Below are 24,845 nucleotides of genomic sequence, written 5' to 3'. Positions count from 1 at the left end.
AAATCTTACCGGATACAGAAGAACTGTTGATGCTTCTGGAAGAAAAGACAGACCAGATACAGAAACTCACAGACGAAAATCAGCAATGGCAGGAATTGGCACAGAAATTGAACAGCGAGAACCGGCTATTGCAGAAACAGAACAGCGAATTACTGAACTTGAACAGCAATTAGAGAAAGGAAGGTTGATTGATGAACGAATTAAGAAACTCAAAGAACGACGATCAACTGGAAGAACTGCTAATGCTGACGGAGCAGATGCAGGAAGAACTCGACCAGAAAGACCGGACTATCAGGAAACTGAAAGTGCAGCTCGACGAATCGCTGACCTTGAACGAGAGGTTAAACAGCGAGAACAGAGCAGGGAACATTCAAGCCTTAAAGAACGACTTGAGGAAAACAAAAGAATTGTTGCAGAGCGAGAAAGAGAAAACGCACGCTGCCGAAATCATGACAGAGGAATGTCAAGATAAGCTAAGGCAGGCAGAACAGGAACGGGACTATGCACTCTTTCATCAGAAAAAAGTAGAGATACCGGTTGAAAAGCCGGTACTCTATCAAAAGTGTCAGAATTGTAATCAGACAGCTTATCTGAAAGCCAAAGAAAAGTATGATACGCAGAGGGAAAAACTGGCAGGCAGATATAAAACAAAAACAGTCATGTATGAAGCATTGATGTTTCTGCTGATATGGTATTCCGTATCAACTACTCTTTTCCAGATGATACGGTCAAAAATATTTATTTCTGATTGCGTGGTATTCTTTGATACAATCGAAACTTTCACACAGACTATTGCTGGCTGGATTGCACTGATAGGAAAGAATGTGGCACAGATTAGTAATGGAATATCCAATCCTGTCATTGACAGAATTATATACTGGCTGATAAGAATATTGATTTGCGGTGGATGTCTGGTGGGTGCGGGAATACTTGTAGCGTTTATAGGGATAAAGATTGCAGGGCTATATAAGAAATACTGTTGGGATATGATTACCATACTGGTAACACTTATAAGCCTGGAAATAGCAATCTACTTTGGAGATTGGATAAAGACAGTCTTGCCGATCAATATGCTATTTCTCTTATTATTGGTGCAACTGGTATATGTTGGAATTAGGTGGTATGTAAAAGGATGGCAAGAAGCCAGAGGATATTATTAAAAAACTATTAGAAACTATTCATATTTACTTTCGTGCTAGGACAGATTATTCTAAAAATTCAGTGATGAGCATGCACATGAAATCTTACTTCGTTTAGGTACGAAAAAGGGCAATGGAAACTTTGTGTTCAGATGAGCTCTCACTATCTTGGTAACAACCGCAAGCAGCAGTGGAATATTGACGATGCATTCCGTATATATTCCACAACACATGGCTAAGCCCGACTAGAATGTGGGTGAAAAATTTTACAAGCGCCAGAGTTCCCTCTGGCGCTCATTTTACTTTCGCTGTGCGTTTTTTCTGTACTCTAATGGCAACAATCCCGTGCTTTTTCGGAATAATTCTGCAAATCGGCTTGAAGTGGAATAGCCTACTGTTTGGGCAACTTGCCCGACTGTCAGCTCTGTATATGCCAGCAGATATTCTGCTTGGCTCATGCGCCGCTGTTGAACATATTCCGTGATGGTGCAGTCGTAGTATTTCTTAAAACAGCTTTTGAGCTTTGTTGTTCCCATGCAGGCAATCTGTGTTAGCCGTTCCAGAGGAATATCAAAAGCATAGTGATCGCTAAGATAAGCGGCAACTATTTGGAGATTTTCAATATCCTGTTGAGAGAGCTTATGGGCTGGTTTATCAGGATGTTTCTTCTGATATTCCACCACCATTGAAACAGCTTCTGCAACTTTACCCTCATAAAAAAGTTTTGCTGCAATCCCTTCCCCGCGATAGTCTTTGATTTCTGTGAGTAACCGTGACATTTCTGGAAAGTCGGATGTTTGGTCGATCTTCCGAAATGCATCCACAGGATTGATCTGTGCCTCCGGGTACAGTTTTTTCAGGTAGTCCTCATAATATGCCGGTGCAATCTCAATCCCAACCGAACGGATTGGAATATTTTTATGTATCAAAGCCTTGTATGGAGTGTAGCCTCCAATAAATGTTTTGATACAACCGGCAGACAGTCTACGGTATGGAGATAATTCCTCCCCGGAAATAGAGTCATACCGAGTGATACTCAGACATTCCGGCATGGAGCATTCCAACATGAAATCTTCGTGGAAGGAAAAGTTATGGATTTTAATATCATATAAGTCTTTCTGTCCATAAGTCCAGTAGGTGCCTTCTCCAACTTCGGGAGAAAGTTTCCAGCAGTCACCTAATGCCCCATATTGCTGGTTGTCTGGGTCACGGATAAAACCGTGTTCAATTAGTAGCGGTGTATAAAACTGGTCAATAATTTCAGACATGAAAACAGACCGCCTCCTTTTTGCAACGATTAGACGAACTTTTGAAAGGAACAGACGAACATTGCCGGAACCTATTGAATGTTGTTCGATAAATGCGTATTGTATTAGACGAAGATTAGAGGTATCTAACCGAAGAATATCACAAACCACTTGTCGAGTCAAGACAATGAAAGGTAGGAGGTCAAAATGAGTAATCAAGTAAATTCTATGAACAAAGGTCTGACAGTGAAAGACCTTGTAACAACAGGTATTTTTACTGCACTGTTATTTGTTTTTGTATTGGTGGGCGGTGTCTTTTTTGCAACGAATCCTGTACTTACTTTTTTCATGCCAGCAGGAGGTGGGCTGCTTGCTGGCCCCATTTATCTTTTGCTGATTGCAAAAGTACATAAGCGTTGGAGCCTTTCTATAATGGGCGTTATCATGGGTATTATTTGGTTCGTGACTGGTATGCACTGGGCTTTTGCATTGGGCTACATGATCATGGCGATTGTCGCGGACTTTGTTGCTGGTGCAGGGCAGTACAAAAGCAAAAAACTCAACAGCCTGTCTTATATCCTGTTCTCTCTCGGTGGCACTGGTTCATATATCGTGTTCTTTGTTGACCCCAACGGCTGGGCACAGACCATGCTGGGGAACGGAACTGAACAGAGTTACATCGACACCATGCAGGCAACTGCAAATACCGGCATCCTGATTGCCATGTTTGTTGCTGTTATCATTACATCTGCAATCAGCGCTTTTGTAGGCTGCAAAATGCTGAAAAAGCAGTTTGAAAAAGCAGGTATTACAGCATGAGCGGTAAACGCCATAAGAAAGAGCTTTGGCTCGACCCACGGGCCAAGCTCTTTCTTATTCTTATGTGTGTTTTATCGTCCATGTTTGCGCCCTCACTTGCATATCAATTTATCCTTGTTATGCTGATTGCGATATTGGGGGCTTTCTTTGGAAAGTGGAAATATGTCATTAAGGCTGTATGCTTTTATGCGGTCATCTGTGCCCTGACAGTTTGGATCATGGCAGAAATGACAGGCACGCTGCGGACAATGTTTATTGCCTTTTTAGGCTTGTTTCATAAGGTCTATGCGTGCGGAACCTTGGCTGGGATTGTTCTGACTACTACAAAAGTCAATGAGTTCCTGTCTGCTATGAACCGTGTCCGCGCACCCAAAAAGTTAGTAATTCCTATGGCAGTTATGCTGCGGTACATTCCAACTATTCAAGAGGACTGGCGCTATATCACAGACGCTATGCGGATGAGAGATGTTTCACCATCTCTGGCGGGCTTTTTAACACATCCGGGCATGACGGTTGAGTGTATTTATGTGCCTTTATTGATGGCAGCTTCAAAAGCGGCGGATGATCTTTCTGTTGCTTCTGTCACTCGTGGAATTGAAAATCCCAATCCACGCACCTGTCTTGTCCAGATAAAATGCGGAATTTCCGATTGGGGCGTCATGGCCGTTGCCGTAGCTTATCTGATTTTTGAATTATGTGTGCGAGGAGGTGTGATCGGTTGATTGAGTTTGAAAATGTATCGTTTTCCTATACGGGGCAGGAACATGGTGGGCTGCGCGACATCAATTTGAAAATTTCGGACGGAGAATTCGTCCTGTTCTGTGGCCGCAGCGGGTGCGGAAAAACAACGATTACAAGGCTGGTGAATGGACTGATCCCTCAGTTTTATCAGGGGGAACTTCATGGCCGTGTGCTGGTAGATGGTCAGGAAATCAGCAATATCCCCATGTATCAGATTGCCGCTAAGGTTGGCTCCGTTTTCCAAAATCCACGGACGCAGTTTTTTAATGTTGATACAGACAGTGAGATTGCCTTTGGAATTGAAAATGAAGCTCGCCCTCCTGAGAAATTAGCTGAGCGAGTAGAGCAGACAACTGAAGATTTGCATATTCAAAAGCTGCGAAACAGAAATATTTTTGAGTTGTCCGGCGGAGAAAAGCAGAAAATCGCCTTTGCTTCTGTTTATGCCATGAACCCACAGATTTATCTATTGGATGAACCATCCTCTAATCTGGATATGACTTCGATCCAGGAACTAAAGGAACATTTGCGGCTGATAAAAAAACAGGGCAAAACAGTTTTGATAGCGGAACATCGTCTGTACTACCTGATGGAGTTGGCTGACCGAATTGTTTATCTGGAAAAAGGAGAAATCAAAGGAATATACACCCCGGAAGAATTTTGGCAGCTATCTGAACCTGATCGTGAACACATGGGGCTGCGAGCTGTTGATCTACAGGCGGTATTCCCGCAAAAAGCCCACTTGCCTGCGCCTACCCCTGTATTGGAGCTGCGGAATGTGACGCTCCGTTACAAGAAGCAAACAATTTTGCATGACATTGAGCTATCCGCCGGAAAGGGCGAAGTGATTGGTGTTGTCGGCCACAACGGAGCTGGAAAGACTACATTTTCCCGCGCTCTCTGTGGGCTTCACAAAGACTGCGATGGACAATTTTTGTGGGAAAGCGAGCCGATTGAGCGTAAGGAAAGGCTGAAACGCTCTTACATGGTTATGCAGGATGTGAATTATGAACTTTTCGCTGACAGCGTGGAGGCAGAGTGCTCCTTTGGTATACGCAATCCAGATCAAACACTGGTAAATGCAACTTTGGAGAAATTAGGCCTTACCCAATATCGGGAGCGCCATCCAAATACGCTTTCTGGCGGTCAAAAGCAACGAGTAGCTGTAGCTGTTAGCATGATTTGTGGGAAAGATCTGCTGGTATTCGATGAACCGACCAGCGGCCTTGATTTTGACAGTATGACGCAGGTGGCGGGAATGATCCGCCGGTTGTCCAATATGGGAAAGGTTATTTTCATTGTCACCCACGATTTTGAATTTGTCTGCCGTACCTGCTCCCGTGTCCTGCATTTTGACGAGGGCGAAATGCCCGATGATGTACCAGTTACAATGGATGCCCTCCCGAAATTGAGAGAGCTGTTCTCTGTTTCAGATGGAAAGGAGAGGTGATCTATGAAACAGAAAAAAGAAAACAGAGTAGCTTTGCTGCTCCACTGGGCCGGTGAGCAAAAAATCTGGCTGTTCCTGGCAATTTTTCTATCGGCGGTCAGCGGTCTTTGCATTATCGTCCCTTACATTGGAATTTACCGGCTGATGGACGCCACCTTCAATCATACCTGCACGCAGGAACTTGTTGTACATACCGTGGTAATGATTGCAGTGGCGGTAACTTTGCGGTTTGCCCTGTTTGGCTGTTCCGGCGTAGCAGCCCACAAAGGGGCCTATGGCGCTCTTTTCAAAGTGCGCTGCATGGTTGCAGAACACATGGCCAGAGCGCCTTTAGGGGCCTTGAATGAACGGCGCACCGGGGACATAAAAACGGTTCTGAATGAAGATATTGAAAAGTTGGAGCTGTTTCTGGCCCATAACCTTCCTGACCTTGTGTGCTATCTGGTGGGGCCGGTAGTCATCTTTATTTATCTGATGACCGTCAATATTCCTCTGGCATTGATTTCCCTGGTTCCGCTGATCCTTGCTGTTGTTGTAATGGGGATGATGTTCCGCAATACGGATGACCTGATGGAACGGGCCAATCACTCCATTACCACACTGAACTCGGTTATGATTGAGTACATCAGCGGCATGAAATTGATTAAAGCCTATAACATGGGGAGCAAATCGTTTCAAAAGTTTTCAGACGCTATCCAGGAAGAAAATGCCATGTGGAATGAAACTTCCCGGCGCATGGGGCCACCTTATGCGGTCTTTGTTGTTATCATCGAATGTGGGATGTTGATAATGGTTCCAATCGGCGGAATGTTTTTCCTGAAAGGCTCACTGGCTGCCAGCGCATTTTTGCTGTTCGTCTATGTAGGTTCCATGTATCTGACGGAAATACGCCCCCTACAGGAACTGGGGACTAATTTTGCCAATGTGCTGAACGCTGTTACTAAGACCAAAGAGATACTGGATATTCCAATTTATGAGGGTGGAGCGGACTTTCCCCAAAATCACGATATTGAACTTCGGAATGTTCGGTTTTCCTATGATGGCAAGACCGATGTACTGCAAGGCGTTAATCTCAAAATTAAAGATGGTGAACGCATGGCCCTTGTGGGACAGTCTGGTGCCGGTAAAAGTACCGTGATTGAGCTGATCTCCCGGTTCTATGATGTGCAGGAGGGCGAAGTGCTGATTGGCGGGAAAAATGTAAAGGAACTCAATTATGATACTATCCTAAAAAATGTCGCCATTGTGTTCCAAAAGACCTTCCTGACCCGTGACAGCGTTTTAGAAAATATCCGCATGGGCAGTAACGCCACTCTGGAAAAAGTACGGACCGCCGCAAAAGAGGCGCAGATTGATGATTTCATCATGTCTTTGCCGGATGGATATGACACGAAGGTGGGCAGCTTTGGCTCTCGCTTCTCCGGCGGTGAAAAACAGCGGATTGCCATTGCCCGCGCTATCCTGAAGAATGCCCCCATTTTGATCTTAGACGAGGCCACAAGCGCCTCTGACCCGGAAAATCAGATGGAGATTGACAAAGCCATTCAAAATCTCTGTAAGGGAAAGACTGTCATTGTGGTAGCCCATCGTTTGAGCGCGTTGAAGATGTGCGAGCGTGTAGCAGTGGTTGAAAATCACACAATTACCTGTGTCGGAACCCATGAGGAAGTCCGAAAGAACAATGCTTACTATCGGAAGGCGTGGGAGGACTACGAAACAGCCCGGAATATTACTTATCAGTTGGAGGGAGGCGAGCAGCATGAGTGAGCATGATGTATTGAAAAAGAACCGTAATTTTTATATTGGCGTTGGCGGGACTGTTCTGGAAGGGCTTCTCTCCGGCAGCCTGTTTATGCTGCTTTACTCTGTCATGCAGTTTTTGTGGTCGGGACAATTTGACATGAACCGTGTCCTGGTTCTGACCTGTGTGATCGCGGTGGTTTTTCTTCTTCGTATCCTGATTTACAGCTATGGCTATACCAAAGCGCAGATCGGCGGTGCAGAGGTCAGCAAGAATACCCGCCTCTTTATGGGCGACCATTTGAAGCGTATCCCGCTTTCCCGGTTTACCCAGGGACAGACCGGCGATTATATCAATACCATCACAAGCGATGTAAACAACTATGAAAAAATCCTGACCCATAAGATCGGTGATATGGCAAAGAGTTTTGCACTTTCGCTCATGCTGATTATTTTTGTGATGACCATTTATGTGCCTGCCGGAATTATCCTGCTGATTGCCGACTTGCTTTTGATCCCTGGACTGTGGCTTTCCTTCCGTATGGTTCGGAAGTATGGTAAAGAAAAGAATGATATTTGTGCAGAGAATGTCAGCAGCATTGTGGAGTATGTGTCTGGTATTCAAACTTTCCGGGCCTATGGCGTAGGTGGTTTGAAGAATAAAACCGTTATCAACGCTATGCGGGAGTTCTGTCGGATCAGCTTTGTGTACGAATCAAAAGTGCTTCCTATTGGTGCGGTCTTTGGTATTTTGAGTTGGCTGTCCTGCCCGCTGGTTATCTTGCTGGCCTATGCACCCTGGGTCGCAGGGACACTGAACACGGTGGACTACCTTTTGATTTGTATGCTGCCCCTGTTCTGTGCAAAGCTGGCTAACTCGATTTTTGTAGACCTCACCAGTTATAAGAACCTGATGATCTCGAAAAACAAAATCTTGAGTGTAATGAATGAGCCGGAGGAAACTGGCAGCATGGAGCCGCTTCACACAGCTACCCATGAAATCACATTTGACAATGTAGATTTTGAGTATGTTCCCGGTGAACCTGTACTAAAACACGCCACCTTTACGGTGCCAGATCAAAAGCTCACGGCCATTGTCGGAGACTCTGGCTCTGGCAAATCTACTATTTTGAATCTGATTGCAAAATATTATGAAGCAACGGGCGGGACGATTTCTATTGGAGGTAAACCCATTAACCATGTTGCCGCAGAGCGTGTACTGGAACAAGTTTCTATGGTAGACCAGGACGTATTTCTTTTTGACGATACCATCCGGGATAATATCCGACACGCCCGCCCTAATGCTACGGACACGGAAATCGAGGATGCTTGCCGGGAGGCTAACTGTGACAGCTTCATCCGTAAGATGGAAAAGGGATATGATACGCCGACTGGTGAGAACGGAAATCTTCTCTCTGGCGGTGAGCGTCAGCGAATTTCAATAGCCCGCGCTATACTGAAAAATAGCCCCATCCTGCTCTTGGATGAAGCAACAGCATCTCTTGACATTGAAAATGAGCTTGCCGTAAAGCAGGCCATCGCTAATCTATTAAAAGAGAAAAAGACAGTGGTAATGATTGCTCATACCCTTTCCATTGTCAAAAACGCTGATCAAATCCTTGTGGTATCTGACGGAAAGATTGCTGAAGCTGGTACTCACGATGAATTGATGGCTAAAGGCGGAAAATATGCTGCTATGTGGAACGCAGAGCAAAAAATATCGGCTTGATAGAAGCTAAAGAAGAATAATTGCATAGCGCATGAACCTGCCCCAACTACGGGGAAAGAAAAAAACCGCTGGCTGGGGCAGGTGATTTTGCGCGCCTATTTTAAGTTATTATCCTAACGGCGGTTTTGAGAAATCAGAACCGCCGTTTCTTGCGTATACCTAGAAGGAATCTTTCGCATCTATGCCAGACCACAGGCTTCACCGATACGAAGTCCTGCATAATAAGCTATCTGGATTGGAAGTATTGCCGGTGGATTGTAATTCTGTAGAAATTCAATCAGTCTTTCATAATCCTCTCGTGGAATTGGCTGTATATCGCCATCCATGTCATCATCAGAAAACAGGTCAACCTCATCCGTCTGGTATGGAAGTATATTGGAAAATATGTATGACACATAAAAAACTGATATGTAAATTACGTTAGCATTTTGAGTTGCCTAAATTCGAAAGTTAGGAAAATCTTAATAATTTCTCAGGCAATCCATTGTGAATTTAGATGTTGTATTTGCTATACTTAATTGGAAATATGAGCAAAGGAGTTGAAAATATGTCTGAAAAGATATTGATTATAGATGACGAGCAAGATATAGCGGATCTGTTGGAGGTCTACTTGAAAAACGAAAATTACGTTGTTTATAAATTTTACTGCGCAACGGATGCCATGTCGTGTATTGAAAGCGGCGACATTGATCTTGCCATTCTGGATATTATGCTCCCGGATATGAACGGCTTTTCACTTTGCCAGCTTATCCGAAAGAAATACACTTATCCAATCATAATGCTAACGGCTAAAATTGAGGAAACGGATAAAATAACGGGGCTGACATTGGGAGCGGACGATTATGTGACAAAACCCTTTCGCCCACTTGAAGTAGTTGCCAGAGTGAAAGCGCAGTTAAGACGTTACAAGAAATATTCACCCGGTATCATCACAGAGAAAATTCCATCGGAACTTTCCTATAACAAATTGTGCTTGAATGTGCAGACCCATGAATGTCTGTTAGACGGGGAACCTGTTTCTCTAACCCCGACAGAATTTTCTATTCTCCACGTCCTTTTGTCAAGTGCTGGAAATGTTGTAAGCATTGAGGAACTGTTTCATGCGGTTTGGAAAGATGAATACTACTCTAAAAACAGCAGCACAATTACTGTGCATATCCGGCATCTGCGCGAGAAACTGAACGATACTTCCGATACTCCGCAGTATATTAAAACGATTTGGGGTGTCGGCTACAAAATTTAAGCGAAAGGAGAACGCTATGAAGAGAAAATCAAATTGTTTGGCAACTATTTTATTCTTAATTTATCTGGCACTTCTGGTTTGGATCATACTGTTCAAACTACAGTTTTCAATCAGTGATCTGGATAAAGTAAGGAGTATAAACCTTATTCCTTTTCACTATGACAAAGAAGTTGGCGCAGCATTTCACTTAACAGAGGTACTCGAAAATTTCTTGATTTTTGTTCCTATGGGCATTTATCTTCAAATGCTTCTGCCAAGAACAAAATTATATGTGAAGTTCATGCTGATTGCTGGAACAAGTTTTTTATTGGAAACTATGCAGTATATCTTAGCAGTCGGACGTTCTGATATTACTGATGTACTTACAAATACGGCAGGTGGTCTTTTGGGGCTTGCTGTATATTCGATGGCAGCCCGGTTAATCGGAAATAGAATAAAAGCAAACAGACTGTTTTCCATTCTGGCAGGCATAGTAAGTGTTGTCGTGATTGGTCTGCTTGGCTTTCTTCTGTTTGCTAATCGGTAGGAGGTGTATTCTCATGTCGAATAAAGAAATGACAACAGAAAAGCGCCTTAAAGTGCGCTTATACCTATCATTGCTGGTTTATACCGTTGTTGGATATGGTTTGACCCTTATCTTGGACTACATCTTTTCAAAATTTGACAACGGTATTTTTGCATGGCTCTACTGGCGGCTTGATCTGCTTTTTATTTTGTATCTGATGCTCGGCTTTATATGTATCTTCAATTACTATTGGAAAAAGCCGTGGGGCTATCTGGATGAAGTAATTGACGCAACCCAAACGGTCTATGAGCAGAACAATCATACAGTATCGTTGTCTGAGCCACTGAAAGAACTGGAGGAACAGCTCAATCAGATTAAAATGTCTGTTCTGTTGAGCAAACGGGCTGCAAAGCAGGCAGAAGAAAAGAAAAATGAAATTATTATGTATCTGGCACATGATATACGCACCCCTCTCACAACAGTAATCGGCTATTTGAGCCTGCTCCATGAAGCACCTGACATGCCTGAACAGCAAAAGGAAAAGTATGTAAAAGTGGCGTTGAATAAGGCAGAGCGCCTTGAAAAGCTCATCAATGAACTTTTTGAAATTACCAAGTACAATGCACATACGGTTATTATCAAAAAAGAAACTGTGGATTTACATTGTCTGATTGCGCAGGTAATAGATGAAATATACCCGACACTCTCTGCAAATGGCAACACGGCGGTATTTACTGCAGAGGACAACTTATCTGTGAACGCTGATCCCGAAAAGCTGGCGAGAGTTTTCAGTAACCTTTTACGAAATGCAGCGTCATATAGCTACCCGCAGACAGAAATCACTATATCCGCCAAACGGTTAGAGCATGATATTCAGATCACTTTTGAAAATCATGGAAAAACAATTCCACAGGAACAGCTTAACAGTATATTTGAAAAATTCAATCGCTTGGATGATGCTCGGCTTTCTAATACAGGTGGTGCGGGTCTTGGTCTTTCTATTGCGGAAGAAATTATACATTTACATGGTGGAAAGATTACTGCATCCAGTCAAAACGAAACCATAGACTTTGTGATTACATTACCACTTTCCGCTTAGGAAAATAAGAATGTGATCTTAGGAATTACTTAGGAATTTAAGCGTGTGATTTTTGAGATTGAAAAGCCTTTGTTCGGTACAATGATATCGAACAAGGGCTTTTTATTGTTCAGCTGAAACAAAAGAAAGGAGTGTAAGCATGGAACTGAAAATAGAGCATTTAAGCAAGCAGTTCAAAGACAAAACAGCAGTAAATGATGTCAATCTGACGTTGACTCCCGGCGTTTGGGGACTTTTGGGGGCGAATGGTGCAGGGAAAACCACGCTCATGCGCATGATTGCTGATATTATGACACCAACCAACGGAGCGGTTTACTATGACGGAAAAGACATTCGAGAGTTAGGTGAAGTCTACCGAAGCAAGTTTGGCTTTCTACCGCAGGATTTTGGGTATCACCGGGATTTTACGGTCAAAGATTATTTGGAGTATATGGCTGCGCTGAAAGATATTCATACAAGGGCAACTACCAAAAAGATCAATTATTTGTTGGACATTCTTTCGCTCTCCGATGTGAAAAAGAAAAAAATCTCCAATCTGTCAGGCGGCATGAAGCGTCGTGTTGGTATTGCGCAGGCTATGTTGAACGACCCGGAGATACTTGTCATGGACGAACCGACAGCAGGACTTGATCCCGGAGAGCGCGTGCGTCTGCGGAATTTCATTTCCGAATTTTCGCATGATCGAATCGTGTTGATTTCCACCCATATCGTATCTGACATAGAATATATTTCTACGCGCAACGCAATTATGAAAGCCGGAGAAATTGTTGATGTCGGAACTACCGCAGAACTTGTCAAGCGGATTGAGGGCAAGGTTTGGAATTGCATAATTCCGACCTCAAAGCTGCCGGAATGTGAAATGCGGCTGCGCATTATCAACCAGCGAGGCGAAGATCACAATCAGGTTTCTATTCGTTATCTGTCCGAACATTCGGAAATTGATGGGTCTGTTACAACGGAGCCACGATTGGAAGATCTGTATCTGTGGTTGTTCCCGCAGACAGACTTGGAAAAGGAGGACAGATAATATGCGGCTCTTTAGACTTGAACTAAAACGTATTTTGAAGTCACGGCGTACCATGATTTTACTTGCAATCGCACTTTTGCTTTCCGTAGCCATGGCATACCTGCCTATTTCATTTGAGGGTATTAACCGTCCAAACGAAGATGGCACGGTTACAGAATTAGATGGCTTGGCAGCTATCAAGTACAAACAAGATTTATATAAAACATCCGCTGGTGAAGTGACCCCGGATAGGATCAAATCGGCTTTGGAAACTTATCAAAGTTGCGTTCGAGAATATGGGCCAGTCGAGGAAGAGGGCTTTCCTCTGGCTGTATTTGTTGAAAAAATCGTCCCGTTCCGTCACTTGCTGATGGGTCTGTCCGAAGCGTTTGCTGATCCAGTAACAGGCATTGGTGCTGATTTAATGGATATTGACCCGAATGACATTGACGGAGCCTATTATGAAAAGTGCGCAGAACATTTACAGGATGTCATGCGGAATGAGCAAAGAGAAAACGAAACCGCACAGCAGAAAGCTCTTGAAAAATATTCAGAACTTGATACGCCATTTTATCTTCATTCTGGAATTTCTAAAGATGCATTTGATTATATTGAGTTTTATATTTTGTTCCTTGCTATTTTGTGTGTGGCAATCGCAGCACCTACTTTCGCCGGAGAATATCAAACGGGCGGTGACAGCATCCTGCGAACCACCAAATACGGGCATAAACAATTAGCAATTACCAAAATTATGGCGGCATTTACACTTTTCGTTGTTACTTTCCTTGTCGGGATCACGGTACACATTCTGATTTTAGATGCAGCGTTCGGGACGGATTGCTTAAAAACATCGTTTCAGATGCGATACTCTATCATTAATCTGCCAAACATCAATCTGGGGCAGTTGCAGATAATTCTCGCAGCAGCGGGCTTACTTTCTGTATTAGCAACGGTTAGCTGTACGTTGTTCCTGTCTGCAAAATGTAAAGACACATTGACAGTTTTGCTGATCTCTATTGTAGTTCTTCTCATGCCGCTTTTTGCTTATGTAGCGATGGGAGCAACATGGCTCTCTACCATACTTCCATCTGCCGGAATTGGTATGCAGAACAATTTCCTTTCTCAGCTTGCAGATTTCAATTATCTGAATATCGGTGGAATGAGTTTCTGGACACCGCATGTTATTTTGATTTCGGCAGGAATTGAATTATTTGTGTTTACATTCTTGGCGATTCATTCCTATTGCAGACATCAGGTAGCATAAAAGAAGTTCAAAATAGAACGAATAGGTTATCTGCAGCGCGACGGCAAAAGAAAAAAAGCCGTCGCAGAGCAGACACATTTTCACGCGCCTATGAAACGGCGGCTTTGATTTTCAGAGCCGCCGTTTCTTTGCATTTGCACAAACATATGATGAATTTTCCGGAAATATTGTGGTTAATAGCGATTTAAACTGTTGTATTTGTTTAAAAATTAAAAAATATCTAATGAGTCTTCCGCATCTACCCACATCTGCAAATTTCCATCAAGATATAATTTTGCATATTCAAGAGGTTCATCAATGGCGAGTGCGTTTAATGCACAGTCTGATCCTGGTGTGGTTTTTAAGTTCTTTTCAGCTTCCCAACAGTCAATGCGGAGCATATAGCCAACAGAGGTGTAAACATCAATACTGTTGCGCTTGGGATTGTATTCTGCAAATATTGTTCTCATCGTATCAAATCTCCTTTTCGTTAAATCAATCATTTGTTGCAAAAATCAGAAGCATTTCAATCAGTTCACAATGTCACTTTTATTTTGTGTTATACTGTTTTATATAATTTTCTTGCCCTTGTTTTTGCCCTTATCAGAGTTCGTAAACACTGGTGGGACGATATAACGCAAGGGAAACAATAAGGGAAAGCTCACCTGCGATAAACTTTGTGTTTTCAAGGGATTGAGAGATATTTGATAATAAAATATAACAGTTATTAAATCCCTTGGAATATATGAAATCTCAATTCCAGTTTGTCGAACACATGAAAATTTGAATTTCTCTCACTGTCTGGTTGATATGAGAAATTAATTATTTGCGTAAAAAATAAAAAATAACGCAGCGTGATATATTGCTTGTCACGCAGCGTTATATACTAATATGGGCCTTGAAAGGAGGCAGGATATGTCATTATATACAACAGGAGAACTTGCAAAGAAGTGTAATGTTTCAGTAAGAACCATTCAATACTATGATGAAAGAGGTATTCTTGTGCCAACGGATTTGACAGAGGGAGGACGAAGACTGTTCTCTGAAAAGGATGTTGCTACATTGGAAACAATATGCTTTTTGAGAGACTTAGATATCTCTATTAAAGATATTGCTGAAATATTGGAATCTGATGAGTCTAAAAAAGTAATTGAACTTTTGCTTGATGAACTGAATAAAAACCTTCAGGCAGATATTAAGAAAAAAACAGAGCAATTAGAAAAAATAAAAAATATAAGAAATTTTTTGACTTCTTTCAAGGATGGCTCACAAAAAACAATTCATGACATATCGTCAATTATGGAGGAAAAAGAAAAGCGAAAGAAAATGTACAAAAAAATGCTGATCGTAGGAATTCCTGTAGAAATCACAGGAATTGTAACTTTTGTTATTGGTATATTACAAGGAATTTGGATACCATTTTTTGTAACTACGGCAGTGTATACTATTTGTGCTGTCTTTTTAGCAAACTATTGGTACAAACGGATAGAGTATATTTGTCCGGAATGCCATACCAGATTTCAACCAAGGAAAATGGAAACTCTGTTGGCAAATCATAATCCAAAGATGAGAAAGTTAACTTGTCCTAGTTGTAGGAGGAAAATTTGGAGTTTGGAAGTATATAGAAAAGAGGTGGATGCATAATGGAAACAATTAATTTGAGTAAGAAACAATTTGTGATATACATGGCAGTCGCATTTGGACTAGCTTGGATTTTAGAAATGATAGCAAGTGTTTTTAGTAATAATGGAAATCAGATAGTGTTTACTGTTATAGTGATGATTACCATGTTTATGCCGTTCCTTGGTGTACTGGTAGCCAGAATCCCGCTAAAAGGTATGGGATGGGTACCACATTTAAAAGGGAAACTTCGTTATGTATTCTTTGCCCTTTGGATGCCGGCGTTATTAAGTATCCTTGGAGGGGTCTTGTTTTTTGTGATTTTCCCGGATACATTTGACTCTGAATTTATGACGTTAAGAGGTCTTTTAGAGGAAGCGGGAGCGTTGGAACAGTTCGAGGCACAGGGTATCACGATACCAATGTATCTGCTGATTACGTCTGTTCAAGCTGTGACAATTGCACCATTTCTGAATATGTTTGTCGCATTAGGCGAAGAGGTTGGTTGGCGAGGTGCACTGTATCCGTATTTGAAGAAAAAGTTTGGTGACACCAAAGGCCGTATTGTGGGTGGTGCAATCTGGGGTGCTTGGCACTGGCCGATCATGATTTTTGCCGGTTATGAGTATGGAAAAGAATATATCGGCGCACCGGTACTTGGGCCAATCGTATTCTGTATCTCTACTATTATGATGGGTATTTTACTTGATTATGTATATGAAAAGACAGAAACCATTTGGTTGCCATCCCTTATGCATGGTGCTATCAATGCATTTACCATCTTTGCATATCTGGTAAAACCTGAATATTCCAATATGGCAATTCTAGGTCCAGCATATATTGGTATTATCAGTATGATTCCAATGATTATTGTAGCAGTCATCATTTGCGTAAAGACGAAAAGGAATTGAGTATTAAAGAGATATTCAATCTCACCCACAAATTTCAGTAATACGCTCTGTTGCTGTGCCTATTTTTCTGCGATATACTCCTTCAAAAAGGAGTGTGTTCTTATGGGTAAAGAGATTTATAACATTATCAATGATATGGCAGAGGTATTAAATGCATCACAGATGCAGAAATTACAGGAAGTGTTAGTTAACCGTTTGTCAGAAAATAATCTAGCTGACTATTTGCAAACGGATAACGGAGAATTTCTGGATATGTTTTTGACAGCAAAGCACCTAGAAGGATGCTCTGACAAGACAATACGAATAGGAACACAGGTGATTATTTGAATTTGTAAGGATAGTAAATTCCAATTTGCCAACTTTCCCTTTGAGAGAGGAGAAATCCTTTTCTCAAAGGGCTTTTTTTGATATTCGTAAACTACAAGACAAAGCTAAAACTTCATATACTCTAAGCACAAGGAGACCCCGGTTTGACTATGAATAACATTTCTGATGATAGCTACTTTAGCAGGTCAAGGAAATTACCGTACCTTACGGAATGGTAGTGAATGGCGAAATACATACGGTTGAGCTTACTTATGTAGGTCAGAATATCTCTGTTACCGAAACTTCCACATCATTCTATAACGAAAGACAGAAAGTTCAGGTAAGCGTTTCAAAGACAGACATTATTGAACCAGTATCCGGTCACGGAAAAAAAATACAAATTCAAAATAACTCAAAAACTTGATTTTTAACATTGACTAAGTTAAAATGAAACAAATTGAGTTAAAAGGAGAAGGAGAAATATGTTTACAAGCGTATTCGGGATTTCTATAAAATATGAAGCATGGAATCATCAGGATTCTTTGCCTGTTTATATTGCAGGGAGTTATGATTTTCATACAGCATATATTGGAAACAGACGCTGTATAATGCTTGCTCCAACAGAAGAACTTGCCACACTTCCGGCATTGAAAAAACAAATTGTAAAAATACAGCAGATTGATAATGTGCCAGTCGTATTTGAACTTACAACGGTATCAAATTATCGAAGAAAAAGCCTTATAGAAAATAATATACCGTTTATTACTGATAAGCAGGTCTTTCTTCCTTTCATTGGGACAATGCTTTCTGATGAAAAAGAACCCCAAAAGCTGACGGGTAAGTTTGTTTACTCTACGCAGCAGTTGTTTTTATTTTATCTGTACAGTAAGAAAAAACGATTGTATATTTCAGAAGCCGGAAAAGTGCTTCCGTTTACAGCAATGACCTTGACTAGAGCAGTGAAGCAGTTGGAAACGACAGATTTGTTTCTTGTAGCAAAAGAAGGTGTCAATAAGTTTATTGAGTCAAAATATAAGCGAGATGAATTATTTGAAAAAGCAAAAGTATATTTGACGACTCCTGTTCGAAAAACAGGATATATAGATAAGACGCAAGTTACAGAAAATATGGTCTTTGCAGGGGAAACGGCACTTTCTGAAAAAACAATGCTAAATCCAAGCCGAGTTGTTACCTATGCAATTAGTGAGAAATATTATGATAAAACCTTGCTGACTGATGAATTGATAGACCCGGATAAACAGGTCAGACTTGAATTATGGGCATACAACCCAAAACAATTTTCAGAGGATAACAGTGCTGATGATATTTCACTTGTTTTATCTTTTACAGATACAAATGATGAAAGAATTGAAGAAGCAGTAGATGAATTGCAGGAAAGAAGGTTGCAGGAGTAATGGTTAGTGGATTTACAAAATTTAAGGAAAGATTTCAAGGTTTTGAAAATCAATATGTCATCATCGGTGGGACAGCGTGTGATTTGATTATGGAAAACGAAGAATTACCATTTCGTGCTACAAAAGATGTAGATATTGTATTGATTGTTGAATCCATAACAGCGGAGTTTGGCAGGCAGTTTTGGGAGTATGTCAAAGAAGCAGGATATGAGCATTTGAATAAAAGCACTGGAAATGCACAGTTTTATCGTTTCACATCTCCGAAAAGTAAAGAATATCCATATATGATAGAAATATTTTCCAGAAATCCGGATTTTATTATATTGGAAGATAATGCAGTTCTCACTCCACTTCCGATAGATGATGAAATATCCAGTTTATCGGCAATCCTTTTAAATGAAGCATACTATGGATTGTTAAAAACTGGACAAATGATGGTTGATGGCATTCCGGTATTAAGTCAGACTTGCCTGATTCCATTTAAGGCGAAAGCATGGCTGGATTTAAAGGAACGCAAGTTGAATGGAGAGCGTGCTATATAATGAGTGAAAACAATAAGAAATATAGTGTTGCATAGATAAATGAATTGTAAAGGAGAAAAAATGAAGAAGGAAATAGAAGTTAAATTTGATGATTTGGAATGGTTGTATTCTCAGAATTGGGAATATTTTGATTATGGGAATTGCAAGCGCCATTTACAGGTTATCATGCCATATAGGAGAAAAGGACTTGAAAAGAAATATCCTGTTATTTTTTATGTTTCAGGAGCTGCATGGCACAAGCAGGAACTGTATAATGATATTCCGAAACTGGCGGAGTTGGCGAAACAGGGAGTTGCTATTGTGTCAATTGAGGTTCGTGAGTCTGATATTGCAATTTTTCCGGCGCAGGTAGAGGATATCAAAAATGCAATGGAGTGTGTTGCAAGCAAGATATCAGAATTTGATCTTCCCTTTGACATGAATGAAGCATATCTTATGGGACATTCTTCAGGTGGTCATTTGGCTATGATGGCAGTACTACACAATGCTTGTGGAATGATTGAAATTCCAGATGTTAAAGGAGTAATTTTGGAGAGTGCATCATCTGATATTTTGATTTGTTCTAGTGAGCCATTGCCATCGTGGATGTCGGTTCGACCATCAACAGTTCTCCTTGGTGTTGATAGTATTGAGGGAAATGAAGGAATTGCATATAAGGCATCTTGTGTGTCTTTAATTGCCGAAGATATAATAATACCACCTGTATTGATATTTCATTGCACAAATGATCCTGTTGTTTCCGTAGAAAATAGTAGAACATTATTTGAAAAATTAGAAGAGACAAATCACAGTGTGGAATATTATGAGATAAAGGATGTGGACGAACACGGAGGGAATATATATTTTTCAAAAACTATTTTGTCAATTATACAAGATTTTATAAGGAAGACTATATAAAAGTCGGGAGGATAGTTATGGGTGCTACAATTGTTTATTTGGTGATTTCATTATTGGTTTCACTTGTATTTATTATACTTGGCATAAGTCAGTATAGGGCTGAAAAACCAGTAGCAATAAACACGGGGGAGAAACCACCTCGTGAAGATGAACTGACGAGTGTTGCTGAATGGAACCATAGACATGGCAGAAATTTTATTATTTTGGGTTGTGTACTTTTTATTACACTATCGGTTCTTGGATATTTTATTGAAAAGCTGGATAGTATTTTGCTTCAGGTGATTATTGCTATGCTAGCTTTATTTATCGAGATAGGGTGGGTTGAGTTTGAACATAATGTAATGAAAAAGAAATTGCTTAAAAAGGAGAACTAGATAACCTCCAGTTTATCTGGGAGTTGCTATTATTAAATACAGGAGAGGATAACGATGTTTATAAAGCTTTACGATGAGATACCAGAGGAAGCAAAGACAATACGGGAAGCAGTGTTCATCAAGGAACAGGGATTTAAAGATGAATTTGATGAGATAGATGACTTTGCTAAACATGTGTTGCTTTTTGACGGAGACATTCCGGTAGGAACTTGCAGATTCTTTTTTTCAGAAGAGAGGAACTGCTATGTTATCGGCAGAATTGCGGTTTGCAAAGAGTTTCGTGGGAAGCGATATGGCGAAAAGGTGCTGCAGGGCGCAGAAAAAGCAGTTAGAGATCTTGGAGGCAAAGTGGTAGAATTGTCTGCGCAATGTCGTGTAGCAGATTTTTATAATAAACAGGGCTATACGGAGTTGAATGATATTCATATGGATGAATATTGTCCGCATACATGGATGCGTAAAAATTTGCAATATAAACTATAGCATTTGAGGGAGAGCAATATTTATGATCAGAAAATTGCAGAAAGCAGACTTAAATGATGTCGCAAATTTGTGGTTAGACACCAATCTGAAAGCGCATAATTTTATCTCTGCTGAATACTGGAACACGAATTTTGAATTCGTGAAAGAAATGTTACCACAGGCGGAAGGCTATGTATATGAAAATGATAAAAAGATACAAGGCTTTATAGGTCTGAATGGCGAATATATAGAAGGAATTTTTGTCGCGGTTGAAATGCAGTCGAGGGGCATAGGTAAACTTTTGTTAGATTATGCAAAGGATCGAAAATCGAAATTACTCTTAAAGGTATACCAAAAGAATACACGGGCAGTGCGCTTTTACCAAAGAGAGGGGTTTGAGATTCAGAGCGAAGGTTTGGATGACGATACCGATGAAAAAGATTATGCGATGATATGGCAGCAGATTGATATTGCTAAGGATATCGCAAAAATGGAAAAAGATGTGTTATATGAGTGGGTTGCGTGGACTAACAGTGTAGGTGAGGCGTATGGATCGCCTAAGGAAATAGTAAGAAATATTCTTATTAGAATTTTGATTTGCGGATGCGTTTTTTGCCTAATGTTAGGTGGCTGGAATGTACATAACTTCTTAGATGGGGTTCTAGGTGTAGGGCTGATAATGGTAGTTGAAATGGTTATCCGTATACCATTATATTTCTTGGAGAAAAGATTTGAGTGGGTCAAAATTCATAGAAAGGCTAGCTTATATATATCATATGCTATTTTGATTGTGGCATTGCTTGTGATTGAGAATATGCGGTGAATAGATGTATTTTGATATATTCCATAGGATGGTTTGTATCAGTTGAATTACTTGCTAATTAAATAAAAAAGGATGGTGTTACAATTTATGAAAAAGCTTGATAACTTTACAAATTGTTTGTCCATATTGGCAAATGCCGATTTTAAATTTGCAGAAACGAATGATATATATCGGATGGGGATCATTGGACAGTTTAATCTTACTTTTGAACTTGCATGGAAAGCGTTACAGGAAATTATGAGATTGCACAGCGTAGAAGAGGCAACTACAGGATCTCCCCGTGAAATTCTACAGCTTGGGTATAAAATTGGATTTATCAATGATTCTCAGATATGGCTGCTTATGTTAAAAAAATATAATACTTCTGTGTATAGCTATAATGAAGATGAAGTGGATGAAATGATTGTGTTGATACATGACAGTTTTATTCCGGCTTTTACAGCTCTCAAAAATATACTGCTGAAGAAGTTGGAAGAGGTTGAAAGCAATTGGATGTAAGATAAACGCAAGGCATGCTGTGGTATGTCCTGCGTTTATTTTTTGTTTAATAGGATTAAACAAATGCGTTGATGATATACATTGGAGGTGACTGTATGCACACAAAAATAAACATTGATTTACAGGATACAGAGTGGGAATTGGACTATATTGATCATGATAGAAATATTGCTAGGGCAATCGTTTATGATGAAAGTGGACAATTTTACTTTGTAAGAGCGCAGAGGGATGATGATTTTGGGAAAGCAACACTGATAGAAACGGCTGGTGGCGGTGTTGAGGATGGGGAAGACCTGTTGACTGCGATACGGAGAGAACTCAAAGAAGAATTAGGCGTAACGGTAACGATAATTTGCAAAATTGGAGTTGTCAGTGATTATTATAATTTGATCCATAGACATAACATCAATAATTATTTTTTGTGTAAAGTGGAGTCGTTTGGCGATAAAAATCTGACCGAAGATGAGATCAACAGTTTTCATTTATCGACGCTGAAATTATCTTATGAAGAGGCGGTGAAAGAGTATAAAGACAGGGCAAATACCAAAATAGGAAAGCTTGTAGCAAACAGAGAATTACCGGTTTTATATCGGGCAAGGGAAATATTGCAAGGCGAAAATAGTGTGAATAACAGGAAATAATATAGGAAACATGACATACAGCTGTCATGTTTCTTATGCTAATATGCATTTTGTAAAGGAGTAACGATGAAGATAGATAGGCAATTAGGAATTTTATCCATATTATTGCAGAAGGAATCTGTTACAGCACCTTATTTGTCAGAAATGTTTGAGGTGTCCAGACGAACCATAAACAGGGATATTGAAGATTTATGTAAGGCTGGTATACCGATTGTGACCAGACAAGGAGCAAACGGAGGAATTTCAATTATTGATGGATACAAAATTGATAAAACAATGCTGACTCATGATGAAATGCAGGATATCCTTGCCGGTCTGCGAAGCCTGGATAGTGTAAATGGGACGAACAGATATGGGCAGTTGATGGAAAAATTATCCATAGGATCTTCTGATTTTTTAGTGGGAAATCAATCGGTGTTGATCGACCTCTCTTCATGGTACAAAGATTCTCTTGCTCCGAAGATAGAAGTGATAAGAAAGGCAATAGAGCAGCACCGGGAATTAGAGTTCTTTTATTATGCTCCGGGGGGTGAATCTCAGCGTGTCATTGAGCCTTGTTATCTTATCTTTCGATGGTCAAGCTGGTATGTATGGGGATGGTGTAAAAGCAAAGAAGATTTTCGCCTTTTTAAATTAAATCGTATGGACAAAGTGCATCTGTCCGGGCATGTTTTTTCCGATAGAACAGCACCTTTGCCGGATTTGAGAGACGAAAGAATCTTCACTGGTGGAATTAAGGTAAAAGCTTTGTTTGAGGCGGATTGTAAATGGAGACTGGTAGAAGAATTTGGACCACATTGTTTTCAAGAACAAAAAGATGGAACGCTTCTATTTCAGGCAGACTATACAAATCAAGACAATTTGCTTACCTGGTTATTATCTTTTAGGGATAAGGTGGAACTGTTGGAACCGAAAGAAATAAGAGAACAATTACACCAAAGTATTTTGCAGATGAAGAAAAAATATGACAATGTGGCGGATGGCTGAGGAGGAATGTGAATGGAATCAAGATGTGGAATTTTGTGTAGCAAATGCAATTGGAAACAGACTGAAAAATGTAAGGGGTGTGCTAATATTGACAATCCTAACGGTGAGGTCGAAGACGATTTGCTAAAAGATTTGTTAGATAAATCGTATAATCTCGTGCTTGGGGGATTCAGTAAAAAGAAACAAAAAGAGATTTTAGAAAGTGGGGATGCAATAAATGGCATTTGATAATGAACCTGAATCGGTGGCAATGATGGACAAGTATCTTGAGGAGAGCGGTTATGTGAATGATTTCACTGGTAAACGGCGACATCATGAAATTTATTTGTCAGACCCAAGGAAAACGGCACCGGAAAAATGTAAAACGGTTATTAGGCATCCGATAAGGAAACTGTAAAACAAGTTGATTTTTTATTGATTTTTCTGCGATATCACTATAATTTTATATTATTTTGCTTGAAAATTAAGTATATTTTTTATATAATGTGACATATATATTAACTATAACAATATAAAATTGGTACTGCATGGAGGTGAGTGGATGTTGAAAGCATATTTGATGGAAAATTATGGGTATAATGAGCCAATATTCATAAAGGAACTGTCGATAGATGGATTATCTCAAAATGCAGTACGCCAGTCGGTAAAGCGGTTGACGGCAATTGGATTTCTGGAGAGATATGATAACGGAATATATTATATTCGAGATTCGGTGGACTGCTTGGAAAAAGTTATCTTGATCCAACAGAAGTTATTATGCGTAAATATGTAGAAAATAAGTCAGATAAATATGGATATGTTACCGGACTATCATTTGCCAATCAATTAGGTTTAACAACACAAATGCCTGCTATGATTGAAATAGTTACAAATCGTGAATCAACGAATGGACGCATAATTACACTAGGCAATCAGCGAGTGAGGGTAAAGAGTTCACCCATTATTGTATCAGAATCTAATGCAGAACTTTTACAATTGCTTGACAGCGTTGGTCAAGCTGAACGCTATACGGAACTTACGATAAAAGAGACGATTGATAAATTGATTTTATATATAAGAAAAAAACAATTTACAAAAGGACAGCTATCGGAGGTGACTTCTGCATTGACAGAAGCTACGGCAAAAAAGATGATTGAATGGGGGATAATTTATGAATTTGCATGATGATAGAGAGGCGTTTGATGAGTTGTTAATTGGCGCAGCAAATGAATTAGCTATCCCAACAGACATCATTGAGAAAGATTATTATGTTACTATTGCGCTTAAGAAATTGTCGGAAAAATTGGAAGACATGGTTTTTAAAGGAGCTTCCTGTATAATAAAAAATGTGGATGTTGAAAATTGAAAATACCTCAGAGTACAATAAGACTACTGACTTGGCGGTTAGTAAAAATCTTATTGAACAGAG

Annotated in this window: 29 protein-coding genes and 3 pseudogenes; 29 read left to right on the top strand and 3 right to left on the bottom strand. The window is 40.3% G+C overall.

Annotation, left to right across the window (positions count from 1 at the left end; genetic code table 11):
- Both DW981_RS15740 and DW981_RS11495 read left to right on the top strand, forming a co-directional pair.
- Positions 1-472 (top strand): annotated as a pseudogene (locus tag DW981_RS15740) (conjugal transfer protein); the annotation flags it as partial.
- Positions 450-1,160: a DUF6040 family protein gene (locus tag DW981_RS11495; protein ID WP_118507811.1), complete on the top strand. Its 711-nt coding sequence runs from the start codon at positions 450-452 to the stop codon at positions 1,158-1,160. The pseudogene DW981_RS15740 and the gene DW981_RS11495, both read left to right, overlap by 23 nt.
- 278 nt (positions 1,161-1,438) lie before the next feature.
- On the opposite strand, the gene DW981_RS11490 is transcribed toward DW981_RS11495, so the two are convergent.
- On the bottom strand, positions 1,439-2,407 hold the full coding sequence (locus DW981_RS11490; RefSeq protein ID WP_117659137.1) for an AraC family transcriptional regulator: 969 nt from the start codon (positions 2,405-2,407) through the stop codon (positions 1,439-1,441).
- A 186-nt stretch (positions 2,408-2,593) separates the two neighbouring features.
- Between DW981_RS11490 and DW981_RS11485 the strand changes: the two genes are divergently transcribed.
- Genes DW981_RS11485 through DW981_RS11465 form a run of 5 tightly spaced genes read left to right on the top strand, consistent with a single transcriptional unit; the run spans position 2,594 to position 8,865 of the window.
- On the top strand, positions 2,594-3,205 hold the full coding sequence (locus DW981_RS11485) for an MptD family putative ECF transporter S component (RefSeq protein ID WP_118507810.1): 612 nt from the start codon (positions 2,594-2,596) through the stop codon (positions 3,203-3,205).
- Positions 3,202-3,927 carry an energy-coupling factor transporter transmembrane component T gene (locus DW981_RS11480; protein ID WP_015524536.1) on the top strand — a complete coding sequence of 242 codons (726 nt, stop codon included), beginning with the start codon at positions 3,202-3,204 and terminating at the stop codon, positions 3,925-3,927. Before DW981_RS11485 ends, DW981_RS11480 begins: the two co-directional genes overlap by 4 nt.
- Complete coding sequence (locus DW981_RS11475; RefSeq protein ID WP_118507809.1) at positions 3,924-5,396, top strand: energy-coupling factor ABC transporter ATP-binding protein; 1,473 nt, start codon at positions 3,924-3,926, stop codon at positions 5,394-5,396. The genes DW981_RS11480 and DW981_RS11475 overlap by 4 nt, the downstream gene beginning before the upstream one ends.
- A gap of 3 nt (positions 5,397-5,399) precedes the next feature.
- Entirely contained in the window at positions 5,400-7,163 is a 1,764-nt protein-coding gene (locus tag DW981_RS11470; protein ID WP_118507808.1) for an ABC transporter ATP-binding protein, read from the top strand.
- Positions 7,156-8,865: an ABC transporter ATP-binding protein gene (locus DW981_RS11465; protein WP_118507807.1), complete on the top strand. Its 1,710-nt coding sequence runs from the start codon at positions 7,156-7,158 to the stop codon at positions 8,863-8,865. Before DW981_RS11470 ends, DW981_RS11465 begins: the two co-directional genes overlap by 8 nt.
- 182 nt (positions 8,866-9,047) lie before the next feature.
- Here the strand turns inward: DW981_RS11465 and DW981_RS11460 are convergent.
- Positions 9,048-9,230: pseudogene (locus DW981_RS11460) on the bottom strand (site-specific integrase); the annotation flags it as partial.
- Positions 9,231-9,412: 182 nt separating this feature from the next.
- Between DW981_RS11460 and vanR the strand changes: the two are divergent.
- From vanR to DW981_RS11435, 5 genes are all read left to right on the top strand, one after another.
- Positions 9,413-10,108, top strand: a complete 696-nt coding sequence (vanR, locus tag DW981_RS11455) for a VanR-ABDEGLN family response regulator transcription factor (protein ID WP_003505360.1) — start codon at positions 9,413-9,415, stop codon at positions 10,106-10,108.
- A 16-nt stretch (positions 10,109-10,124) separates the two neighbouring features.
- The gene (locus DW981_RS11450; RefSeq protein WP_015526351.1) at positions 10,125-10,634 is read left to right on the top strand and encodes a VanZ family protein; all 510 of its coding nucleotides are present in this window, start codon (positions 10,125-10,127) and stop codon (positions 10,632-10,634) included.
- Between the two features lie 13 nt (positions 10,635-10,647).
- A complete protein-coding gene (locus tag DW981_RS11445; protein ID WP_118507806.1) occupies positions 10,648-11,712 on the top strand; it encodes a HAMP domain-containing sensor histidine kinase in 1,065 nt (354 codons plus the stop codon).
- 139 nt (positions 11,713-11,851) lie between these two features.
- Positions 11,852-12,739 (top strand): ABC transporter ATP-binding protein, encoded by an 888-nt coding sequence (locus tag DW981_RS11440; protein WP_118507805.1) that lies wholly within the window; start codon positions 11,852-11,854, stop codon positions 12,737-12,739.
- 1 nt (position 12,740) lies between these two features.
- A complete protein-coding gene (locus tag DW981_RS11435) occupies positions 12,741-13,982 on the top strand; it encodes an ABC transporter permease subunit (RefSeq protein ID WP_118507804.1) in 1,242 nt (413 codons plus the stop codon).
- Between the two features lie 209 nt (positions 13,983-14,191).
- On the opposite strand, the gene DW981_RS11430 is transcribed toward DW981_RS11435, so the two are convergent.
- Positions 14,192-14,431, bottom strand: a complete 240-nt coding sequence (locus tag DW981_RS11430) for a DUF6061 family protein (protein WP_003505342.1) — start codon at positions 14,429-14,431, stop codon at positions 14,192-14,194.
- Positions 14,432-14,876: 445 nt separating this feature from the next.
- Between DW981_RS11430 and DW981_RS11425 the strand changes: the two genes are divergently transcribed.
- From DW981_RS11425 to DW981_RS11345, 17 genes and pseudogenes are all read left to right on the top strand, one after another.
- Entirely contained in the window at positions 14,877-15,605 is a 729-nt protein-coding gene (locus DW981_RS11425) for a MerR family transcriptional regulator (protein WP_165852778.1), read from the top strand.
- Positions 15,605-16,492, top strand: coding sequence for a CPBP family intramembrane glutamic endopeptidase (locus DW981_RS11420; protein ID WP_118500665.1), 888 nt, complete (start codon positions 15,605-15,607; stop codon positions 16,490-16,492). Before DW981_RS11425 ends, DW981_RS11420 begins: the two co-directional genes overlap by 1 nt.
- A 102-nt stretch (positions 16,493-16,594) precedes the next feature.
- The gene (locus tag DW981_RS11415; RefSeq protein WP_243034739.1) at positions 16,595-16,819 is read left to right on the top strand and encodes a hypothetical protein; all 225 of its coding nucleotides are present in this window, start codon (positions 16,595-16,597) and stop codon (positions 16,817-16,819) included.
- A gap of 461 nt (positions 16,820-17,280) precedes the next feature.
- Positions 17,281-18,213 (top strand): MarR family transcriptional regulator, encoded by a 933-nt coding sequence (locus DW981_RS11405; protein WP_118507801.1) that lies wholly within the window; start codon positions 17,281-17,283, stop codon positions 18,211-18,213.
- On the top strand, positions 18,213-18,755 hold the full coding sequence (locus DW981_RS11400; RefSeq protein WP_243034738.1) for a hypothetical protein: 543 nt from the start codon (positions 18,213-18,215) through the stop codon (positions 18,753-18,755). The genes DW981_RS11405 and DW981_RS11400 overlap by 1 nt, the downstream gene beginning before the upstream one ends.
- A 60-nt stretch (positions 18,756-18,815) precedes the next feature.
- A complete protein-coding gene (locus DW981_RS11395) occupies positions 18,816-19,652 on the top strand; it encodes an alpha/beta hydrolase fold domain-containing protein (protein ID WP_182434253.1) in 837 nt (278 codons plus the stop codon).
- 17 nt (positions 19,653-19,669) lie between these two features.
- Positions 19,670-20,026, top strand: coding sequence for a hypothetical protein (locus tag DW981_RS11390; RefSeq protein WP_118507799.1), 357 nt, complete (start codon positions 19,670-19,672; stop codon positions 20,024-20,026).
- 54 nt (positions 20,027-20,080) lie between these two features.
- Complete coding sequence (locus DW981_RS11385; RefSeq protein WP_118507798.1) at positions 20,081-20,509, top strand: GNAT family N-acetyltransferase; 429 nt, start codon at positions 20,081-20,083, stop codon at positions 20,507-20,509.
- Positions 20,510-20,531: 22 nt separating this feature from the next.
- Positions 20,532-20,951 (top strand): annotated as a pseudogene (locus DW981_RS15735) (N-acetyltransferase); the annotation flags it as partial.
- A 447-nt stretch (positions 20,952-21,398) separates the two neighbouring features.
- Complete coding sequence (locus tag DW981_RS11375; protein ID WP_118507796.1) at positions 21,399-21,809, top strand: HI0074 family nucleotidyltransferase substrate-binding subunit; 411 nt, start codon at positions 21,399-21,401, stop codon at positions 21,807-21,809.
- A gap of 95 nt (positions 21,810-21,904) precedes the next feature.
- Entirely contained in the window at positions 21,905-22,450 is a 546-nt protein-coding gene (locus DW981_RS11370) for an NUDIX hydrolase (protein WP_118507795.1), read from the top strand.
- Positions 22,451-22,516: 66 nt separating this feature from the next.
- On the top strand, positions 22,517-23,437 hold the full coding sequence (locus tag DW981_RS11365; protein ID WP_118507794.1) for a YafY family protein: 921 nt from the start codon (positions 22,517-22,519) through the stop codon (positions 23,435-23,437).
- A gap of 12 nt (positions 23,438-23,449) precedes the next feature.
- A complete protein-coding gene (locus DW981_RS11360; RefSeq protein ID WP_118507793.1) occupies positions 23,450-23,665 on the top strand; it encodes a hypothetical protein in 216 nt (71 codons plus the stop codon).
- Positions 23,655-23,834 carry a GyrI-like domain-containing protein gene (locus DW981_RS11355; RefSeq protein WP_118507792.1) on the top strand — a complete coding sequence of 60 codons (180 nt, stop codon included), beginning with the start codon at positions 23,655-23,657 and terminating at the stop codon, positions 23,832-23,834. Before DW981_RS11360 ends, DW981_RS11355 begins: the two co-directional genes overlap by 11 nt.
- Positions 23,835-23,978: 144 nt before the next feature.
- Complete coding sequence (locus tag DW981_RS15730) at positions 23,979-24,209, top strand: hypothetical protein (RefSeq protein ID WP_243034737.1); 231 nt, start codon at positions 23,979-23,981, stop codon at positions 24,207-24,209.
- On the top strand, positions 24,194-24,601 hold the full coding sequence (locus tag DW981_RS11350; RefSeq protein ID WP_243034736.1) for a hypothetical protein: 408 nt from the start codon (positions 24,194-24,196) through the stop codon (positions 24,599-24,601). Before DW981_RS15730 ends, DW981_RS11350 begins: the two co-directional genes overlap by 16 nt.
- A complete protein-coding gene (locus tag DW981_RS11345) occupies positions 24,588-24,782 on the top strand; it encodes a hypothetical protein (protein WP_118507791.1) in 195 nt (64 codons plus the stop codon). Before DW981_RS11350 ends, DW981_RS11345 begins: the two co-directional genes overlap by 14 nt.
- Positions 24,783-24,845 lie beyond the last annotated feature (63 nt).

The organism is Clostridium sp. AM49-4BH, assembly GCF_003478335.1.
Taxonomy (GTDB): domain Bacteria; phylum Bacillota; class Clostridia; order Lachnospirales; family Lachnospiraceae; genus Butyribacter.
This window is presented reverse-complemented; position numbering and strand designations above follow the sequence as displayed.

Bases quoted from the DNA above. Each gene is read 5' to 3' on its own strand.
- DW981_RS11490 (WP_117659137.1), bottom strand. From the start codon at position 2,407: ATGTCTGAAATTATTGACCAGTTTTATACACCGCTACTAATTGAACAC.
- DW981_RS11350 (WP_243034736.1), top strand. From the start codon at position 24,194: ATGCGTAAATATGTAGAAAATAAGTCAGATAAATATGGATATGTTACC.
- DW981_RS11420 (WP_118500665.1), top strand. From the start codon at position 15,605: ATGGAAACAATTAATTTGAGTAAGAAACAATTTGTGATATACATGGCA.
- DW981_RS11385 (WP_118507798.1), top strand. From the start codon at position 20,081: ATGTTTATAAAGCTTTACGATGAGATACCAGAGGAAGCAAAGACAATA.
- DW981_RS11345 (WP_118507791.1), top strand. From the start codon at position 24,588: ATGAATTTGCATGATGATAGAGAGGCGTTTGATGAGTTGTTAATTGGC.
- DW981_RS11400 (WP_243034738.1), top strand. From the start codon at position 18,213: ATGGTTAGTGGATTTACAAAATTTAAGGAAAGATTTCAAGGTTTTGAA.
- DW981_RS11445 (WP_118507806.1), top strand. From the start codon at position 10,648: ATGTCGAATAAAGAAATGACAACAGAAAAGCGCCTTAAAGTGCGCTTA.
- DW981_RS11405 (WP_118507801.1), top strand. From the start codon at position 17,281: ATGTTTACAAGCGTATTCGGGATTTCTATAAAATATGAAGCATGGAAT.
- DW981_RS11425 (WP_165852778.1), top strand. From the start codon at position 14,877: ATGTCATTATATACAACAGGAGAACTTGCAAAGAAGTGTAATGTTTCA.
- DW981_RS11395 (WP_182434253.1), top strand. From the start codon at position 18,816: ATGAAGAAGGAAATAGAAGTTAAATTTGATGATTTGGAATGGTTGTAT.
- vanR (WP_003505360.1), top strand. From the start codon at position 9,413: ATGTCTGAAAAGATATTGATTATAGATGACGAGCAAGATATAGCGGAT.
- DW981_RS11440 (WP_118507805.1), top strand. From the start codon at position 11,852: ATGGAACTGAAAATAGAGCATTTAAGCAAGCAGTTCAAAGACAAAACA.
- DW981_RS11355 (WP_118507792.1), top strand. From the start codon at position 23,655: ATGGCATTTGATAATGAACCTGAATCGGTGGCAATGATGGACAAGTAT.
- DW981_RS11375 (WP_118507796.1), top strand. From the start codon at position 21,399: ATGAAAAAGCTTGATAACTTTACAAATTGTTTGTCCATATTGGCAAAT.
- DW981_RS11415 (WP_243034739.1), top strand. From the start codon at position 16,595: ATGGGTAAAGAGATTTATAACATTATCAATGATATGGCAGAGGTATTA.
- DW981_RS11390 (WP_118507799.1), top strand. From the start codon at position 19,670: ATGGGTGCTACAATTGTTTATTTGGTGATTTCATTATTGGTTTCACTT.
- DW981_RS11360 (WP_118507793.1), top strand. From the start codon at position 23,450: ATGGAATCAAGATGTGGAATTTTGTGTAGCAAATGCAATTGGAAACAG.
- DW981_RS11435 (WP_118507804.1), top strand. From the start codon at position 12,741: ATGCGGCTCTTTAGACTTGAACTAAAACGTATTTTGAAGTCACGGCGT.
- DW981_RS11465 (WP_118507807.1), top strand. From the start codon at position 7,156: ATGAGTGAGCATGATGTATTGAAAAAGAACCGTAATTTTTATATTGGC.
- DW981_RS11480 (WP_015524536.1), top strand. From the start codon at position 3,202: ATGAGCGGTAAACGCCATAAGAAAGAGCTTTGGCTCGACCCACGGGCC.
- DW981_RS11470 (WP_118507808.1), top strand. From the start codon at position 5,400: ATGAAACAGAAAAAAGAAAACAGAGTAGCTTTGCTGCTCCACTGGGCC.
- DW981_RS11365 (WP_118507794.1), top strand. From the start codon at position 22,517: ATGAAGATAGATAGGCAATTAGGAATTTTATCCATATTATTGCAGAAG.
- DW981_RS11450 (WP_015526351.1), top strand. From the start codon at position 10,125: ATGAAGAGAAAATCAAATTGTTTGGCAACTATTTTATTCTTAATTTAT.
- DW981_RS11430 (WP_003505342.1), bottom strand. From the start codon at position 14,431: ATGAGAACAATATTTGCAGAATACAATCCCAAGCGCAACAGTATTGAT.
- DW981_RS11370 (WP_118507795.1), top strand. From the start codon at position 21,905: ATGCACACAAAAATAAACATTGATTTACAGGATACAGAGTGGGAATTG.
- DW981_RS11495 (WP_118507811.1), top strand. From the start codon at position 450: ATGACAGAGGAATGTCAAGATAAGCTAAGGCAGGCAGAACAGGAACGG.
- DW981_RS15730 (WP_243034737.1), top strand. From the start codon at position 23,979: ATGTTGAAAGCATATTTGATGGAAAATTATGGGTATAATGAGCCAATA.
- DW981_RS11485 (WP_118507810.1), top strand. From the start codon at position 2,594: ATGAGTAATCAAGTAAATTCTATGAACAAAGGTCTGACAGTGAAAGAC.